Annotated in this window: 13 protein-coding genes and 2 pseudogenes; 9 read left to right on the forward strand and 6 right to left on the reverse strand. The window is 34.7% G+C overall.

What is annotated here, in order from left to right; genetic code table 11:
* The first annotated feature begins 185 nt into the window (after positions 1–185).
* From F6K27_RS33635 to F6K27_RS12900, 7 genes and pseudogenes are all read left to right on the forward strand, one after another.
* Complete coding sequence (locus F6K27_RS33635; RefSeq protein ID WP_353735981.1) at positions 186–887, forward strand: methyltransferase domain-containing protein; 702 nt, start codon at positions 186–188, stop codon at positions 885–887.
* 12 nt (positions 888–899) lie between these two features.
* Positions 900–1,265: pseudogene (locus F6K27_RS33640) on the forward strand (methyltransferase domain-containing protein); the annotation flags it as partial.
* Between the two features lie 18 nt (positions 1,266–1,283).
* On the forward strand, positions 1,284–1,946 hold the full coding sequence (locus F6K27_RS12880) for a hypothetical protein (protein ID WP_287276591.1): 663 nt from the start codon (positions 1,284–1,286) through the stop codon (positions 1,944–1,946).
* Positions 1,947–1,980: 34 nt separating this feature from the next.
* Positions 1,981–3,237, forward strand: coding sequence for a class I SAM-dependent methyltransferase (locus F6K27_RS12885; protein WP_287276592.1), 1,257 nt, complete (start codon positions 1,981–1,983; stop codon positions 3,235–3,237).
* Positions 3,238–3,253: 16 nt separating this feature from the next.
* Complete coding sequence (locus F6K27_RS12890; RefSeq protein WP_287276593.1) at positions 3,254–3,367, forward strand: tetratricopeptide repeat protein; 114 nt, start codon at positions 3,254–3,256, stop codon at positions 3,365–3,367.
* A 92-nt stretch (positions 3,368–3,459) separates the two neighbouring features.
* Complete coding sequence (locus F6K27_RS12895) at positions 3,460–3,801, forward strand: sulfotransferase (protein WP_287276595.1); 342 nt, start codon at positions 3,460–3,462, stop codon at positions 3,799–3,801.
* Positions 3,802–3,906: 105 nt separating this feature from the next.
* The gene (locus F6K27_RS12900; protein ID WP_287276596.1) at positions 3,907–4,320 is read left to right on the forward strand and encodes a hypothetical protein; all 414 of its coding nucleotides are present in this window, start codon (positions 3,907–3,909) and stop codon (positions 4,318–4,320) included.
* A gap of 52 nt (positions 4,321–4,372) precedes the next feature.
* Here F6K27_RS12900 and F6K27_RS12905 read toward each other — a convergent pair whose 3' ends face one another.
* The 3 genes from F6K27_RS12905 to F6K27_RS12915 all read right to left on the reverse strand — a co-directional run bounded on the left by F6K27_RS12905 (position 4,373) and on the right by F6K27_RS12915 (position 8,857).
* A complete protein-coding gene (locus F6K27_RS12905; protein ID WP_287276598.1) occupies positions 4,373–5,287 on the reverse strand; it encodes a class I SAM-dependent methyltransferase in 915 nt (304 codons plus the stop codon).
* 68 nt (positions 5,288–5,355) lie between these two features.
* A complete protein-coding gene (locus F6K27_RS12910) occupies positions 5,356–8,181 on the reverse strand; it encodes a sulfotransferase family 2 domain-containing protein (RefSeq protein WP_287276600.1) in 2,826 nt (941 codons plus the stop codon).
* 22 nt (positions 8,182–8,203) lie between these two features.
* Entirely contained in the window at positions 8,204–8,857 is a 654-nt protein-coding gene (locus tag F6K27_RS12915) for a sulfotransferase domain-containing protein (RefSeq protein ID WP_161564994.1), read from the reverse strand.
* 432 nt (positions 8,858–9,289) lie between these two features.
* Between F6K27_RS12915 and F6K27_RS12920 the strand changes: the two are divergent.
* Positions 9,290–10,330, forward strand: a pseudogene (locus F6K27_RS12920) (IS701 family transposase).
* 721 nt (positions 10,331–11,051) lie between these two features.
* Entirely contained in the window at positions 11,052–11,879 is an 828-nt protein-coding gene (locus F6K27_RS12925; protein ID WP_287276602.1) for a spondin domain-containing protein, read from the forward strand.
* 473 nt (positions 11,880–12,352) lie between these two features.
* On the opposite strand, the gene F6K27_RS12930 is transcribed toward F6K27_RS12925, so the two are convergent.
* From F6K27_RS12930 to F6K27_RS12940, 3 genes are all read right to left on the reverse strand, one after another.
* Complete coding sequence (locus F6K27_RS12930) at positions 12,353–12,775, reverse strand: DUF488 domain-containing protein (protein WP_287276603.1); 423 nt, start codon at positions 12,773–12,775, stop codon at positions 12,353–12,355.
* A 14-nt stretch (positions 12,776–12,789) separates the two neighbouring features.
* Positions 12,790–13,494, reverse strand: a complete 705-nt coding sequence (locus F6K27_RS12935) for a hypothetical protein (RefSeq protein WP_287276604.1) — start codon at positions 13,492–13,494, stop codon at positions 12,790–12,792.
* A gap of 467 nt (positions 13,495–13,961) precedes the next feature.
* Entirely contained in the window at positions 13,962–18,506 is a 4,545-nt protein-coding gene (locus F6K27_RS12940; RefSeq protein ID WP_287276605.1) for a caspase family protein, read from the reverse strand.
* Positions 18,507–18,764: the final 258 nt, after the last annotated feature.

Consider the following 18,764-nt stretch of genomic DNA (forward strand, 5'->3'; position numbering starts at 1 on the left):
ATAACAAAATCATCCAATCGTTGTTGGTTTTTCTTTAAAAAAAGAAACTATAACTTCAATTTTTTCATTTTCTCAAGTTACTAATCTATTTATTGACTTTTTTGATGGTAAACTATTCTATGTTTAACTAGGTATAAACTTTTAGCTGACTCCTGACCGCTTTTTTAATCCAAATTCAATCAAAAATGAAATTTTTAAAACCAATCGATCCTTTACCTACTCTAGGTAGATTAGAAAAAACAGCCATTATAAATGGAATAGTACATTTAGAAGGTTGGGTAGTCTCCTTTGACAAAAAACCATTAGATAGAATCCAAGTTACTATTGCAGGTCAAGAATTTAGTAATTTGGAAATATCTCACAGTCTACCTTCTCCAGATATTAATAAGAGTTATCCCAATATTCCAGGAACAGACAAAGCCAGATACATTATTAAAATATCCCTGACTTCTCAACAACAACTGCAAAATTCTTTAGTAGTATTAACTCCTCTATATCAAGGGCAACCAGGTGGAATAATGTCTAATGTATTAGACCCTTCTATACCTCTACCTAGTCAAGAATACATCAAATTTGTTGGGGACCATTTCACAGATGTGGCCTTCGACTTTCTCAGTTATTTTATCCAGAGGGTAGGTCTCGAACCTAACGACAAAGTATTAGATGTTGGTTGTGGTGTAGGCCGTCTTGCTTATTCTTTAGCTTATTATCTAACTCCCCAAGGTGGATACGCAGGTTTTGATATTGCTGCAAAGTTGATTAAATGGGCACAATCAGAGATTACTTCCAGATTTCCTAACTTTAACTTTCAGGTAGTCAATATTTACAATCAGATGTACAACCCAGAGGGAAATATCAAAACCTTGGACTTTGTTTTTCCTCACTAAGACCAAAGTTTCGAGTTCGTGTTTTTGACTTCTGTTTTTACTCATTTGCGGGCAAAAGAAGTGCGTCATTATCTTGATGAGATTTCTAGAGTCTTAAAACCAGGTGGTAGATGCTTGTGTACTTGCTTTTTATTAAACCCAGAGTCAGAGTCAGCCATAGCTAAGGGTAGAGGCGCTCATAAAATGGTACATCAACTGGAAGAGTGTTTCACCAGTAATCCTCAAATGCCAGAAGCAGCTATTGGTTATAAAGAACCCCTACTGTTAGGTTGGATGCGAGAGCGGAGGTTGAGTGTGGTAGGTAAATATTATGGTCAGTGGTGCGGACGAAATAGGTTTACCAGTTATCAAGATATATTGGTATTGCAGAAAAATTAGGAGAAAAATATTTCATAGATGTCAGTAAAACAATTACGCTTAAGTCCTCAGAATCCTAATGGTATAAAAAAAGTTCAAGTGGGTTGTGGACCCCAGAATATTTTACCGGATTGGTGGAATGTAGATATTCGACCTTTTCCTGGTATTGACCAAGTGATGGATGTGACCAAACCTTGGCCTTTTAATGGTTTAGAGTATGTATATGGGGAACATTTTCTCGAACATTTAAGTCTCGAAGGAGCGATCGCTTTTCTAGATAATGCTTGGAAAAGTCTTAAACCTAGTGGAGTAATTCGACTTTCTACTCCGTCTCTAGAGTGGGTACTTTCTACTCATTTTAACCTCTCAGAAACTAATCCACAAAAACGTATTGATTCTACTTTTTCGATGAATCGTGCTTTTCATGGTTGGGGTCATCAATTTATTTATTCCCAAGATTTTTTACAATCTTTACTTAATAATTTAGGATGGCAAAAAGTGGTATTTTGTGAATATGGAAAAAGTGAGCATTCAAGTTTGATGGGTATTGAACGTCATGGTAAATATCGAGTTGATAATGGATATCCTAATGTTTGGATTGTAGAAAGTACAAGGGGTGAATATCGTTCAGAGTCTAGTATTTTGTCTTATCAAAAACTACTCGATAAGTCTTATGTGAGTTATGTTAGGTCTGGTCATTAAATTTAAAAAGTAATTATGTTTTGCTATATTGAATATGTCAAATACATCAGATAAGTTTTCAAGTATTAAATTAGAATTGGAGTCATCAAAAGTTAGACTAACTCAGATTAAAACTGAATTAAATAGATTTAAGTCTAAGTCAGATTTAGAAAATTCAAATCAACTGGTTCTGGAATACCAAAATAATCAAATTATACAAAATCATCTATTAGCAACTACTGGATTTCTGCAAAAAGTAGCTATTGAAAATCAAGTTTTATTCCTTGAAGGATGGGTAGTTTCATTTGAGGATGATTTAGTTGATAACTTCAAACTTTCTATTGCAGGTGAAGAAATACAGAATTTTGAACTAGAATTAAGACGGCCTAGCCTCCATCTCAAAAAAGCCTTTCCCAAGTTAAAGAATGTTGATCAAGCAGGATTTTTGATTAAATTACCATTCAATCAAGAACAACATAACTGGCAAGATGTTCTGGTTATTTTGACACCTTTATTCGGTGGACGCGAAGGACTGATATTGGTAAATTCTATCCAGTCTTCTATACCAATCCCCAGTGCGGAGTATCTAAAGTGGGCTGGTGGAGGTGGAGAACATGGGGCATTTTTGAGACACTCTTTTGCTTTCCTCAGTTATTTCATACAATTGGCAGAATTAAAACAAACAGACTGCGTTCTAGAAGTTGGATGTGGTTTAGGAAGAATGGCTTATGGTCTAGCTCACTACTTAAAGCCTCCAGGTAGTTATGAAGGTTTCGAGATTATGGCTAGGTTTATTAAGTGGCCTCAACAAGAAATATCAACACGCTGTCCTCATTTTAATTTCCGTTTGGTTAATATTTATAACCATCACTACAACCCTGGTGGAAATGTAAAAGCAAAAGATTTTGTTTTTCCTTATGAAGATCAAAGCTTTAATGTCGTCTTTTTGACCTCTGTATTTACTCATATGCAAACTGAGGAAGTGCGTCATTATTTAGAGGAAATATATAGAGTGTTGAAGTGGGGTGGTAAGTGCTTGTGTAGCTGCTTTTTACTTAATGATAAATCAGAACAATTGATCACTGAAGGAAAAAGTGGATTTCAATTTGTACATGAGTTGAATGAATGTTTTACAACTAACCCTAGTAACCCAGAAGCTGCTATTGCTTTCAAGGAATATTTGTTACTAAAATGGATATCAGAATCTGGCTTTGCTGTTATCAGTAAATACTATGGATCATGGTGTGGTCGAGATAAGTATACCAGTGGTCAAGATATCTTAATTATTGAAAAAAAGGATAGAATAGAATAGATAAGAATATTTGAAAATGGAACGCGAAACAGCAAATATTTATTTAAAAGAAGGGAATAAACTCAAGCGTCTGGGAAAATTAAAAGAGGCGATCGCTTCCTACCGCCAAGCTATAAAAATTAATCCCTAATAGAAAAAATACTGATAAATTTAGACCAGGAGATTTAGATTTAGGTGATGTCAAGCTCAGAAGAAAAATACTCCCGTCTTAAACAAATTAAGATGGAATTAAAAGAATGGCAAGAAAGACTCAAGCAGATCGAACTAGCTGTGGAGCGATCGCATTCTTCTATTCATAACTACTGGAAATATCTGTTTGTCTGTGGTTGCGCTCGTTCTGGGACTACAGCAATAACGAAACTTTTAAATGCTCACCCTCTAATTGCTATTGGAGTTGAAAGGTATAAGCATTATGCAAAGCAAGATCTAATTCACAAACTTAGTCCTGCTTTATTTAAACTATCCGTATTTTTTGATATTAGAGAAGAGCAAACTAATATAAATCCTCAGCATCAAGCTTGGGAAAATCATTGGAAATATTTTGATGAAGAATTGAAAGAATAGTTTAATAATAATCAAACTATTCTTGGTGATAAATTTCCACATTACTATGAATTTTATCAAGAAATAGATCAGCGATTTGCATCGGCAGGAGTAAAGTTTATTTTTATGCTAAGAGATATTAAAGATGTTGCTTTATCTTATGATGCTAGAGCAAGAAATAAACATGATATGGGTTGGTCTAGAAATCGAAACTATAAGTCCGCTGTTTCAGATTGGAATCAGTCGCTCCTGAATACCTGGAACTATCTAGAAAGTAATAAGCGAAACAACTTATTTGTATGTGAATATAAAAAATTATTCTCCGGCAACGATAATTACTTTTATTTTTTGCTTAATTTTCTAGAAATTGAGGAAAATAAAAATATGTATATATATTACAAGTCAATAACAAAAGATTGGGACAGGTTTAAGCAAAGAGAAAAAATTATAGACAAAGATAAGTTAGCGTATATAGAAGAAAATAGTAACTACTTTTTAAGAGATAAAATACTTCAAATCACAGCTCATTTAATTGAATAATCAAAACAGATTTTTTTCCATTAGTATCTATGTTATAACTGTAAATTTTTGCTTATTTAATAGCAATTGCAGTTGCATAATGAGTTTCACCTAATTCCGAACACAAATCATCTATAAGCATTAAAAAGTCTAACAAATATTTATCTTTTGATTCATCAAAATTATGGAGAATATCAGACAAAGCTAAATGGTAAACTACCCCACCAGTAAGAATTATTTCTGCTTGGGGAAAATACTTTTTTATACTATCAATAATTCTCTCTGAGTCTGCTGCTTCTGAAGGATCGATTTGAATCATACGTTCGATACTATTTCTAGTTAGAGTTTTTGGCAGTAACTGACTGGGGTTTCTGGGATTAGCTAAATATTTTTCTGGTAAAATACTTCTAACTTGAGAAGCAACTTCTAACATTTTATCAGACCACTGCATTCTATTAGGACCCACATAATCATCCATATAAAACATCCCCCCTTTTTGGAGAACTTCATAACTCCATTTAATAGCTGCTTCTACATCTAACATATGGTGTAGAGAATTATTCCAATGAACGAAATCAAAAACTTCTTTTTCTGTGATTACTTCTAAGGCATCTCCTTGAATAAAAGTTACTTTGTTTTCTACACCAAACCTAGCTGCTAGTCTCCTACCTTGCTCAATTCTAACTTTAGAAACCTCGTAAAGTTGAAATGAAGAAACTAAATCTTGACAAACTAAAGTAATTTCTTTTTGCCCGTTTCCACACCCTACAGATATGCCACAAGAAAAAGGATAGCGATCGCCTGCAATTTCTTTAGCTCTCTGAGTAATACCTTGAGAGAACCCATCTATTGGTGAACCTATAACTTTTTTATTTATTTGCTTAATTATATGTGGACTTTGCCACCATCTCAATCGCAGATTTTGGCTTTGCTGGCTTTTTTTAGTCACACCAGACCAATGAGATGCTATTTTATCTTTGTTGTTCATTTCGATTGTTTTCCATCGTAGGTTTTATCCTTTTGATCTTAAATTCAGGTTTGAGATTTTTTCAATTTTTATGATTGAGCAAAGTTATGCCTAATTCTTTCAAAGATATTCTCGTATGCTTCTCTTTTGAATATCGTTCCTTGCAATTCTACAAAATCAGAATACTCTAGCCGACTAATAGTTTCCAAAGAATTCCATCTAGGCTCAAAATCTGTCCTCCACTGATTCCATACTACTGTTTGTCCATGATCTGGGAAAGTAGCGAAGCTGTATTGGGGGAAAAAATCATGGATGGCAGCAACAACCTTAAACACATCACCCATCCAACTCCCATCTTTCTCTCCAGAAATTTTCTGGAGCTGTCGGCAGCGCTGTAGGGATGATTGTGCTTGAGCATAACTTCCAGGACAAGTATCATCAATTAACCAGATCGTCTTAGTATGGGCACAAGAAAGGGATGCACAAAAGTCCCGAAAAGTTTGTTCAAAGGTATGAAGACCGTCTAAGTAAATTAGATCGAATGGCTCAAACCTTTTGGCATGATGTCTGAAGAATTCATCACTAGTAACTTCTAGGAATAGTACATTTTCAGTGGCATATTGAGCGGTATTAAATCTGAACTTTGGATCGACTGCCACTTTATTCTTGATCTTAATTGCATTGAAAGTTATACCCTTAGATACTCCTATTTCTAAATAGGTAGATAGCTGATTAATACTAGCAATTTTGTTGAGGCGACCGCTACGGCTTTTGATATCTATGTTATCAGATTTTTGAGATAGTTCTAAGTTATTAGACATTGGAGCGACTGAATTTTCTTGGGGTTGTTTTAATGAGGTTTTACGCATTTCTAAATACTTTTCTATAATCTTTAAACAATATACTGCTTCTTTGTTTTCTAATGCTGTATATCCCTGAGCTATGTATGACATAATATCAGATTTTTCTTGATCCAAAAAAAAATTTTCATGCCAGTTTTTTAGCAAAGCAAAATTATGATTTTTCAGAGATTCAATAATTTCGTATGGACGTTTGCTAATTGATATTCCTTTTCCTCCTTTTTCCATGTTATAAGACCCTAATTGTTCGCAATTTTCAACATTGCCTGCAACTATATACTTATTACACTTATTGTATATATGTGGATAGAAATGTTGATTATTACCTCTTCTAGGTATACAAGCAATGTCAGTATCTAAATAGTTAATTAATTCTAGGAGATATATAGCACTTCCTTCAGTAAATATAATTTTTTTGGTATTTACTAGATAAGAAAGTTGTTCAAGAAAATTATAATTTTCAGGTTTAAAAGATATATAACCCTCATCAACTAATAGACTTTCGAGATACTTTTCACCTGCAACCGATCCATTAAGTGGAATATGACTTCTACCTAGAAAAAGCTTTAGATCGGTTAAATTTTTTCTCAAATTATGTGTAAGATTCAAAATTCTTTCCTGTAGTCTCTCTAAATAGGGGCGATACCATTCCTTAATTCCTAGTAATAATTCACTACCTGCTTCTGGAATCACTAGATGTTCAAACATACCCCGATCGCTAACAAAAATACACTTAGCCCCTGGTATACCCATAACATCTAAAACTTGATCGAACCATTGAGGGGGGGTATATGTAGGGAGAGACACTCGTCGTGGTCTAGGGGATAACACAGCAAAAACTATCCCATCATAGGTACTAGAATTAAATGCCCACAAACGATGAATACTTTCAGTTAAAACGTGCCCAAAGTGTCCGTTAAAAAATCCTCCATAAATATATCTACCATGATAATATTTTGAATTATCAATTTGAGAATCATTGGTATTGGCACTTTGAAAGTTTTTATCTACGTACTTTGGTCTACCTCCACTATCACCACGCCGATGACGGAATACTCCGGGGATATTATTCGGAAAAATAGGCCCTCCGGCAAATTCAAACCGACCGCGAAAAATTTGGAATCTTTCAACAATAGCATTTTGTATTTGGAACAGTCGGGAATCATTTTCTCCATCTATTTTGTTTTGATTATTTTTGGATACTTCTTGAATTTCTGGTTCTGAGACTTGACCGCTAGAGTCTTGAGTCTGAGATTCCTCTAATAGTACCATTGTCTGTTTTAGTCGAGAGTTTAGAGTTTCGAGTTTATGGCGAATTTTTGTTAGCTGATCAGAACAATTGTTGATATTTTTATCGTTCTTTTTTGGTGATTTTGTTTCTTGATTTATGCGTTCTTCTCTATTTTTTAATGCTGCTTGATAAAATTCAACATCATCACTATTAATTTCTTCTAATTTATGTATAAGTTTTGGCTCTGATAAAATGTTTTGTATTTTTTTTTCATAATTTGAATAAGTATTTTTATTAGTATACTCAATATCAAAATCACCCCATCCTAGTTGTTCTTTTAGTTCGTTCAAATCTTCTTTAAATAACTCTTGTATACCTACAAAATAAAAATCAGTAACTTCTCTTCTATTCAAAAATCTTGAGGTTATATTTTTAATATCTGGTAGCTGGGCGAATTCCAATAGGCTAATTTGATTTTCTACTAACAAACGCTGGGAAGTATTTTCTATTTTATTTAGTGGCTGATTTAGCCAAAAAAAGTAGTGAGAAATTAATCTATGAATCGGGTGTCTAATCCAGGCAATTTTTTTTGCTTCTGGGAAATATTTTTCATACTTATTTACACCAAAATGACCGTGAATTACTTTGATTTGACTTTTTCTAGCTTCCCACTGACTATTGAATTTTTTTCGGTGTGCTCCAGGATAGTCAACGATAACTGACTCAAAACCATAAACTTGTTCTAAGACTTTTTTAAAAGCTGTTCCTGCTGTTTTAGGCACATGGACTGAAATAATTTCTAATTGTGAACCTTCTGTATTCATACTCTATTTATTGCTTGATGATCTAGGAATTCTTCAGTTTGTTTCTAATGTTTTGAAACTGAGATTTGATTTGTTCCAGTCTCTTTCGTGTTGATTCTGTTTCCTTAAAAAAATTAGAATTAGTGGGTGTTAATGGCGATTCAGTTTTAATTTGAGGCTTGATAGTTTTTGGCAAAGGAGATGCTTTGTCTTTACCACTAAGATTATAACCAAATTCCTGTAAAGCTTCTTGGCAAACTTCAGTACAGAAAGTTTGTAGAGAAGAATCTAAGTCTTGTCGCCAACGCCCAATAGATTCTTGAGGGTTAGCAGAAGTACGATGTCTTTTTAACTGAGGTGTATCTTTAGAAGCTACTTCTAAAATTTTAGAAATAGTTGAACTGCTATTATCCAAATTCAAATACTCAAAGATAGAACTCAAAGTTTGTTCGGGAGTTAAAATTAAATCTTCGTAGCGTACTAAATGTGTTTGTTCTTTTCTTTCCCTCCATAATTGCAGCATATTTGCAGCAGTAGATTTAATTGTAGTTCGGATATATTCGCGATCGCTTTTAAAACGTTGACGGCCAAAATCAACATATCCTCTCTTGGTATTGAAAGCTGCCACCGAGCAGGCCATATCACGAAAGTCACGAACTAGAATAATTTCTCGTGCTTGAGGATAAAGTTCAAGCAATAGTGTTCTATTTAATTTTAGAAGAAACTTTTCTACAAAGTAAAAGTTAGAGCTATTATCCAAGAGTGGGGTCAATACTTTACCTTGCTGAATAGCTATATTTTCATAGAACCGATCTATATTTTGACGACAAAAATCAGCTAAATTTTCTATGTAATTAAGTCCTAGCCAAGAAGAATTTAAACAGCTACTAATATTGTAATTATGATAGGTGTTTGGCCCTGTCCGGTAAAACTCGTCATAGTTGAATCCTAATTTTTCTTGGTCAGGACTTACGCAAAGACACTATATATAGTGCATACCCTTAAAGGTTTATCTATATTGGCTATAGCTTGAAAAACAAAATATAAAAAACTTAAAAAATTGAACTTAAATTACTTTAGTTGTGATACTAGATTAGTATGAAACCAACTATTTGTCAACACTTTGAGAATAAACTTTAATTATATAAAATATTGTCAGCATTTAATAAGTAGTCACAAAAATTACACTCTCACAAACCTTGTTGACCATCTAGAAACAGTGAGCCACAATAGCGTAGCTTTGCGTCAGCAATCAAATTAATCGTTACTTAAAAAATATTGATTTAGCAGCAGAAAATTTGTGGCAAAACGTCAGGGAGGAAATTGTAACTTCTGAAGATGGTTATTTGCTGCATTAATGATACAGTTTTTAATAAAGAATACTCCCAAAAAATAGAACTTGTCCGAGGTCAGTATAACGGTAACGAACATAGGGTAGTCCGTGGAATAGGAATAGTTAACTGCTTATATTTTAATCCTCAAATAGAACGATTCTGGATTTCGCGATTATCGTATTTATGCTCCAGAGAGTGATGAAAAGAGTAAAATAGATTATGTAAAATAAATGATGATTGATGTGGTAAAACAGAAGAAAATACCAGTAAAAACAGTATTAATGGAGGGCTGTGATCCAACCCAAAGACTTATGGTTTTAATAGATGACTTAGGTAAAATTTACTATTTTTCATTGAAAAGTAATCCCGCGCGTAGACGATACTGGGGGTGTAAAAAAATATCAAAAACTGGAATAATTAACATGAAATGACTGGGAATTAGTATCAGGAAAAATTATTAAAATTAAAGGCTTTCCTAGAGATAAAAAAATCTAATTATTTTGGGTTACTGTTTCCGCCAACAGAACAGAATATATTGCTACTAACGACCTCACTCAGAAGAGTACAGATGACGTTGATTTTGAGATTCGCACCTAGATGGAAAATTGAGGAGTTTTACGCCAGAATTAAACAGCTAACAGGGCTGGAGTTTTGCCAATGTCGTCGAGGAAAAATTCAAAAAAATCATATTGCTTGTGCTATGTTGGTGTGGAATCATTGGAAAAAAATGGCAAATGTTATGGGAAAAACTATTGATCAACTAAAACATCAATTATTATCCAAATATAAGCGTATCTGAACTCAAATATCTTACAATTAAAATGATAGTTGTTTAAGTTGGTATGGATTGTTTAGAATGATCAAGGCCGGGTGATAGCTATAAATTTTCAAGCGTTAGCGGAGCTTTGCGTCAGCAATCGCCTAAATAGGAATCTGTATAATCGGTGGGCGGTTCGATTCTCCGAGCGAGTGAAATTAACTCTCAAACAATGGACAAAATATCAATAAGATCGCTCCTATCTGCTGCTATAAAAACACAAATACCAGCAATCCTTTATAGAATTTTTGTCAGCATTCAGCTATTAGCAGTCAGTTTTTTTTATTCAGAAAACAGTCTTATTTAAGCTGAAAATTATTTCTAATAAAAGATGATAATAAAAAGAACAGGACTTACAAATTTTTATGGTAAAAAAACTATATATATAATGTTTCTCAAATTAGTGAGATACAGTTGTTTTTCTTTTTTTCTATCCCCTGTTGATCGAATTACTACTCCCTACTCCCTACTCCCTACTCCCTAAAACAAACGAATGCGCGTACCTCACCAATATGAGAATTGCTATACCATAGTGCTATAGTTTTAATTTACTATATGTAGTGGCTTTGCGTAAGTCCTGAAGAAATTAAGAAGGTTAGAGAATTAAGATAATTTTCAGCAAGAATGTAATATAGACCGCAAGAATTAGCAAGACAAAAAAATATTTAGCTCTTATTATCTAATTTAAGCTCTCATCTGAAATTTAACGGAGAGATAAATAATTTGATTGGGAAAAAATAATGAATATAAATAGTAAGACTTGGCTGAATATTCGTGGAGCGATCGCCACAGCAATAACGGTAACTTCCACCTTTGCTATGACATCTACAGCAACAGCAGCAAGATTAAAAGTTACAGTAGAAAATGTTGCCCCCACTAATGGTTTCTTTTTCTCTCCATTATGGGTAGGTTTTCACGATGGCAACTTCGACATTTTTGACTTAAACCAACCAGCACCCGCATATCTCGAAGCATTAGCAGAAGATGCTAATACAGGACTGATCAGCACTGCTTTTGCTAATAGTGGCGCAGGGGAGACTCAAGCTACAATATTAGGCCCAACAGGACCATTTCAGGTGCTTACTGCTGGCGATCGCGCTTCTATGACATTTACTCTAGATGGTAGTCTAGCTAGCAGTCGCTATTTCAGTTACGGAGCAATGGGTTTACCAAGTAACGATGCTTTTATTGCTAACGAAAACCCATTAGGGATAAGAATTTTTGATGAAGATGGCAAATTCTTGGGTGCTGATTTTATTGTTACTGGCGATCGAGTGTGGGATGCAGGTACAGAGGTCAATGACGAAATACCAGGCAATACTGCAGCTCTTGCTCAAGCGACTCCTAACACAGGTGTGGATGAAAATGGAGTTGTCACCTTTCACCCTGGTTTTCTCGAAGGTGGTAATATTTTAGCAGCAGCACCTAATGGTGATTTTACCGCTCCAGATTATCAGATCGCACGGATAACTATTGAATCAGTACCTGAACCTACAACTACTTTAGGATTATTTGCTTTTGGTGGATTTTTATTACTGGGAAATTTATTCCATAAATCTTTTAAATAGTTGGCGTTGGTGAAGCGCGTGTATGATATTAATCTTAATTATTCAGGAGTCAACCCACCCCTCGCCCCTCCCAGGAGGGGAAGGACCGAGTCAGTAGTCAGGAGGGAAGAAAGAAGAAGAAAGAGCAGTAGAAGGAGAAAGTTTTTTGGTCACGGAGCAGGGAACGGAGTTCTATCGCGCTCTGCTCCTGACATGATATCATACCTCAAATCACCAACGCCAATAAGTAATATCATATCCGTTTAATTGGACATCTCCAGAACAGATGGAACAGGGAACAGGGAACAGGGAACAGGGAACCCACCCCTCGCCCCTCCCCCTCCCAGGAGGGGAGTAATTGATAATTTATAGATAAAAATTGATTTTATTTTTGTTTTTTGGAGATGTCTATTAGTGACCAAAAAACTTCCTCTTCTTCCCTTCTAACTCCTCTATTATTTCAACTATTAAACCGGACATGATATAACATCTAATTATTTCAAATGCTTTACTTGAGCTGAAATTAATTTATTCAAACAATTCGCAACTTCAACTCGATGACATCTAGCTGGATCTAGTTCAGCACATAGTAATAAAATATTTCCTTGAGTAACAATTTCTGCAATTTCAGACAAATCTGCATCTACTTTTTCAGGGGTAGGTGAAACCCAGTTTGCTTTACCTGATGTATTTCCTAAAGAAACTTTGGATATATATTGAATATTTTTGGAGTGGCAAAGATTTTCTATTTTGTCTCCATACCACTTGCGACTCCAAGCACGAGGACTTTTCCTCACATCAATCACACACTTAACATCAAAATTTTGTAGGTATTCTAAAAATTCAGTGTAATCTTTACGATTTCCATAGCCAAATGTCAGTATATATTTATTTGAAAATTTCTCTGAAATATTCATTGTTTTTTCTCTATTTAGAACAAGCTTAATTGAGTAATCATAGGAGGATAAACTACGCCTATAATCATAAAATAATTTTTGTAGTTTTTTAAATTACCTACTATAAAGTATAGGTCTTTCTTGTTCATAAATTCAACCTCTAGCTTTTGTCTTACTTTTTCTACAGCTTCTTTTTCCTTTCCTATTTGAGTCGAACTCAAAGATTTATCTCGACATTTTCGATAAAGCTCTTGAATTTCCCAGTCACTAATACTATAGCGATGTTTATCTCCATCTTCATCAATAAACTCATATCCAAACTTATAAGGTATTTTCTCCAGTTCTACTGTTGGTTCAAACAAATCTAACTGATCTAATACAGCTTGCTGTTTTGGTTTCCAATTACGTTCAGTTTCCTGACAAAAATATTTTTTAATAATTTTTGGCTTGATTATTCCTAATGATTTATCTTGATTTTTTATTTCTTTAATTGACTTAAATTGTAATGGCAGTAAAAGTTTTTTTCGTTCCTCCCAATTATTACTTGTTTTGATCTTTCTTAAAACCTCTATAGAAGAATCATTTATACGAAAACTTTCTGGCCTATAATCTTTATCATTTTTTTCAATTAAAGCCATAATAATAGACCATCTAGGATAGCGCTTATCAAAATCCAATTGTCGAAAGCGAATAGGATAAATTCTAATCCACTCAAGAGGCTGTTCATCTTCACTCAGCAATATTCCTGCTGTACAGACAGTTTATTGATATTTTTTACTAATTGAAGGGTATGTTTTAGTAGCAATTAGTATTTTTTTAATTCCATATTATACAATCTTAATTTATTACCGAATAATTAAAGTTGAAACCCTCTGCTTTAAAAAAGAAATAAAGAAAAAAAATCCTATTTACTAATCAGATCAAATCTGCTGAATTCGATATAAAAAAATGTTTAATCTTCAGCTATTAGCAAATCTTTCTAAATTCTCCTTCCTCCTGTACGTTTGATCCTGTAAAATCTTACTTTTGTGAGGGCGAATGCCATTCGCCCCTACGACTTCCGTGAAACGGTATAATATCATGTCCGGATAAGAGCGTGATCAAAAAAACTTTCTCCTTCTTCTTCTTTCTACCCTCCTGTCTCCTGTCTCCTGTCTCCTGACTCCTTCGTCGTTTATTTATAATTGTTCAACCGGACATGATATAACTATATCCCTTCACAAAGAAGCCGATCGCTTTCTTTAACATCGGGACTATTCTGCAAATAGTCGTGAACAATATCACAACCCCGCGCCAATAAATTATCTAAATCAAAGTTCCACAATATTGCTACCCGATCCTTACCAACCGCACCGAGCATTTTACCATCTGGACTAAAGCTAACATCCATTACCCCTTCTCGAATACCTGCTAGACTCACCAACTCTTCACCATCAACAGTCCAAATTTTTACCGTACCGTCATCACTACCACTAGCGATAATTTTGCCATCAGGGGTAAAACTCAGACTATTTACTTGACCCTGGTGTCCTCTGAGAGTAGCGATCGCTTGACCTTCAGGAGTTAATAATTTAACTGTATTATCAGAACAAGCTACAGCAAGAATTTTTCCATTTGCACTAAAACTAACTTTCTTGATAACATTACACAACCCTTCAATCTTTCCTAGTTCCTCACCTTCTATGCTCCATATTTTCAGAACAACCTGACTCTCACCCCCAAAACCAGCAGCAGCGATGGCTTTTCCATCTGGTCTAAAAGTCACAGTTCTCAGTTCATCAATACCTCCTGGAATAGTCAATAGTTGTTGACCGCGAATATTCCACAATTTAATTGTTTGATCTAAGCTAGCAGTTGCCAACATTTTACCATCCGAACTATAGCTAATACTATAAACCCGATCTTTATGCCCGGAAAGAGTCGCATTTCCTAAACCTGCTAAATTCCAAACTATTCCTATTCCATCAGCACTTGCAGAAGCCACTGTTTGACTATCGGGACTAAAGCTCAAGCTATAAATACCGCGTTTATGCCCTTTTAAACTTGCTAACTCCTCTCCATCTCGACTCCAAATTTTTACACTCCGGTCGTAACCCCCAGTAGCGATCATCTGAGCATCTGGGCTAAAACTAATAGCTGTGATATAACTGGTGTGTCCTTTGAGAGTAGGCAATTTTTGTTCTTGAAGATTCCAAAGTTTAATCGTGTTGTCAGCACTAGCAGAAGCAAGAGTTAATCTATCATTACTCAAACTGAGACTACTAACCCAGGTACTATGACCTTTGAGAGTTGCTATTTCTCGACCATAATGAGTCCAGAGTTTAATTGTTCCATCAGAACTTCCAGAAGCAATAGTTTTGCCATCAGCACTAAAGTTAACGCTAACTACTGGACTTTTATGACCTTTGAGAGTGCCCATTTTTTGACCATCTATACCCCAGACTCTCACAGTATGATCCCAACTAGCAGTGGCAATAGTTTTACCATCTTGGCTCACACTCACACTCAAAACTCTGTCTTTAAAGCCTTTGAGAATAGCCAATTGTTCGCCTTGAGAATTCCATAACTTCACCGTTTTATCTTCACTAGCAGAGGCTAATACTTTACCATAGCTGACACTGTAAATTTTATCCTGATGTGCTTGAATAGACTTTAATAATTTACCTTGAAGATTCCATAATTTAATTGTTCCATCTATGCCACCAGAAGCGATCGCCTTTCCATCTGGACTAAAACTAACGCTATTAACTGCCCCTTGATGCCCTTTCATTGTTACTAATATTTTACCATTCTGGTTCCAGAGTTTTACAGTACCATCATCACCAGCAGAAGCTAACATTTTACTATTAGGACTAAAGTCAACACTGTAAACCGCACCCTGATGTCCTTTTAAAGTAGCTAATTCTTTCCCAGAGTTACTCCAGAGTTTGATTGTACCATCATCACTAGCAGAAGCAATTATTTTTCTATCCTTGCTTAAGCTGATGCTATTGACTGGTTGTGTATGTTCTGCTATTGTTCTGCGCGTACTCACACCATAAACAGTTTTGCGCAAAGCAATTAAAACTCGCATTCTTACATCTGCTGATACTTCTGAGGTATTGTGTAACTTTGTACCAGCTTTGATAGCAGTAAGTAAAGCGTCAAAGCGTTGGTTAGCAGTAAACTGATTTTCTGCGGATAAACTCAAAGCATTAAGTTGGGAATTTAATCTATCCTTTTCTGCCACTTGCCAATTAATCAAGGAAAATCCACTTAACCCACCTAAAATTAAAATTAATCCTATTATACTCCCGAGCCGAAAATTGTTTTGAAAACGTTTGCGGTTGATACTTTTTTCGAGAAATTCTTTGGCTAATACAGATACAAAAGCACTATCAGCATCACTTTCTAATAAACTTTCAGCTAAACTTAACTTGCGCCCACTTAATAAGTATTTGCCTGATTTATCTTTTTTCAGCCACCGTTGAGCATCAGCTTCCATACCAGGTTTTTGTTTAATTGCCTCCCGGTTTGACTCTACCCAAAAACTTAACTGAGACCAATGATGAATAATAGTATTATGGGCTAATTCTATTACTGTTACTGTTTGATTAGTATTTTGATAGTTGGTAAATTTAGTAGTTATAATTAATCTGGCTTTTGCTAATTTTTTCAGTATCTTACTCACAACTGCTAATGATTGTTGAGGGGTAATTAAATCAGTTTTTAATACTCGTTTGCAGCTTACTACCGTATCTTCATTTATTTGTACGAGTTTGAGAAATATCTGCTTGGCAACCTGACGCTCTCTAGCATTGAGGGAATGATAAGTTGCATAAGCTTGTTTTTCTAGACAACCTTTTACACCACCTAAGTTAATATATTGATTCAGAGTAAATTGGTCTATTCGTCGCTGTCGCCATAGTTCCGTTAGAGTATATTGTAATAATGGTAAATTACCGTGACTTTCTGTATCTACAATCATTTGCTCCACTAATTCTGGCTGAATTTCTATACCTACTTGTTTGACTGGAGCGGCGATCGCTTGTTGCAACTCCTGTCGAGTCATCGGCGTTACCGTCACTAAATGAGATTGAATTTGCCTAGCTAACCCAGAATATTCCTGCTCAAAGCATTTACCTAAAAATTCTGCCCCCATACTAATAATTAACAGAAATGTACTAGCATGAGAGTTATTTTGGTAATTTTTGTCTATTGCTCCCATCAAACATTCAAAAAATTCCTGCCTTTCGATTTTATCTAAACACAGGGTAAAAACTTCCTCAAACTGGTCTACTACCATTACTATTCTGGGTGCTTGAGTATTTTGCAACACTTGTCTAAACCCACTAGCACCCTGATTAATTAACTCTTCGATTTCTATAGGTGAATAAATTATACGTTCAACTTCAGCCTTTTTGATCTCTTGCTCTAGGTTTTCATTGTGAGAATTTTTGATTTTAGGAGGTGATGTGACACCGGACTTTCTTTTTTCTGGCGATCGCCTACGGGTTCCTTTTGTTTCTTGTGCTGGTGGTGGAGGTGGATAAGGAATAGATGATTTTGGCGGTCGCTTTTTTTGTTGATGCTGCTGAGAAGTTGATGATAATTTTTTAGTAGTGTAAAGTTGTAATGATTCTTCCTCTGGAGCTGTTGTTTCTTCTGTTGTCGGCGTTAACAATGTCTGTAGTTGATAATCTACAAATGCTGCTGCTAAATTTTTTAAAGGATGTTCTCCTGGTCTAATAATTAATATAGGCCAAGTGTTACTCCCAGACAATCTTTGCCCCAGTTTAAGTTGATATAATAACCCTGCTTTTACTACACTTGATTTACCAATTCCACCGGCCCCTACTACCGCCAAAAAATTCCGAGAACGAACCTTTTCTAAAAGTATATTTGTCAAAGTTTTCCGACCATAAAAATATTTAGAATCTTTATCATTAAACTCAAATGCAGCTAGTCCTTTATAAGGGCAAACTCCGGCTGTCAGGTCTGGATTTTCTGTAGCTTCTTTTTCCCCTGTCAAAATAATTTCATTCCCAGAATTATTAAAGACTGGATGTAGATTAGAAAGATTTAGTTTTTTATTTATATAGTCTATTAAATTATAATTTGTTACGCAAACATTTGGATGATTTTCTGGTTCTAATGCTTCTAATAAACAATTTGTGAGAAAGCTATGTTCTGAATTTATTTGTGTTGTATAAACTTCTATTTCTTGAGAAACAAAAATATAACACCTATCATTATAAGTTGATTCTATATTACTAAGATTTGTTTGTAAGAAGTCAATTTGTTTTTCCTGATGGTAACAGTCTAACCATACTATTTGTTGTTTGACAGGAGATTTTTGTAATAGTTGACTTAACCAATGTAGTGAAATTCCCCATTTTCCTTTTTGAGGGTTTGTATCACTGGTTGCTAAAAATCCTTCTTGTACCCCTCCTTGTTGATCTAATAAACTATTTCCCACAAAAAACAATAAAGCAGTTTCAGGAACATTATCTAGAGGATTAAATAATTTAGAAATAGCTTCTTTCAAAGCATTTATTTCACAGTTTTTAATCTTAGGATGAGGATCTACTTGCCAAGAACCTTCTATATTAGCTCCTGGAAAGCGCTGCACTTGAAAATTGCCATAGGTTTCTAATAGTTGAGCGATCGCCTCTGCATCTGCTGCTGGTTTAATCAAGTTTCGGGGTTGAGCAGAGCTATCTTTGAGCAAAGGATAATAATTGATACCCACTACTAATGCTTTTCGGTTCATGCACGGTAGCCCATTTTAGTTAATAACTGGCCAGCTTATTATAATATCATGTCTCTTTAAAAACCCACAATAAAAAAAAATTTTAGGGAACAGGGAATAGGGAATAGGGAATAGGGAACAGGGAACAGGGAACAGGGAATAGGGAATAGGGAATAGGAAGAAATTTATCAGAGAACACATTTTTATTATCTCTAATTAACGAGACTTGATATAATAACAATTTTATGTGAAGTTGTACAAAATTATCAAATTCACGAT

Origin of the sequence: Okeania sp. SIO2F5 (genome assembly GCF_010692685.1) — a bacterium.
Classification (GTDB): domain Bacteria; phylum Cyanobacteriota; class Cyanobacteriia; order Cyanobacteriales; family Microcoleaceae; genus Okeania; species Okeania hirsuta.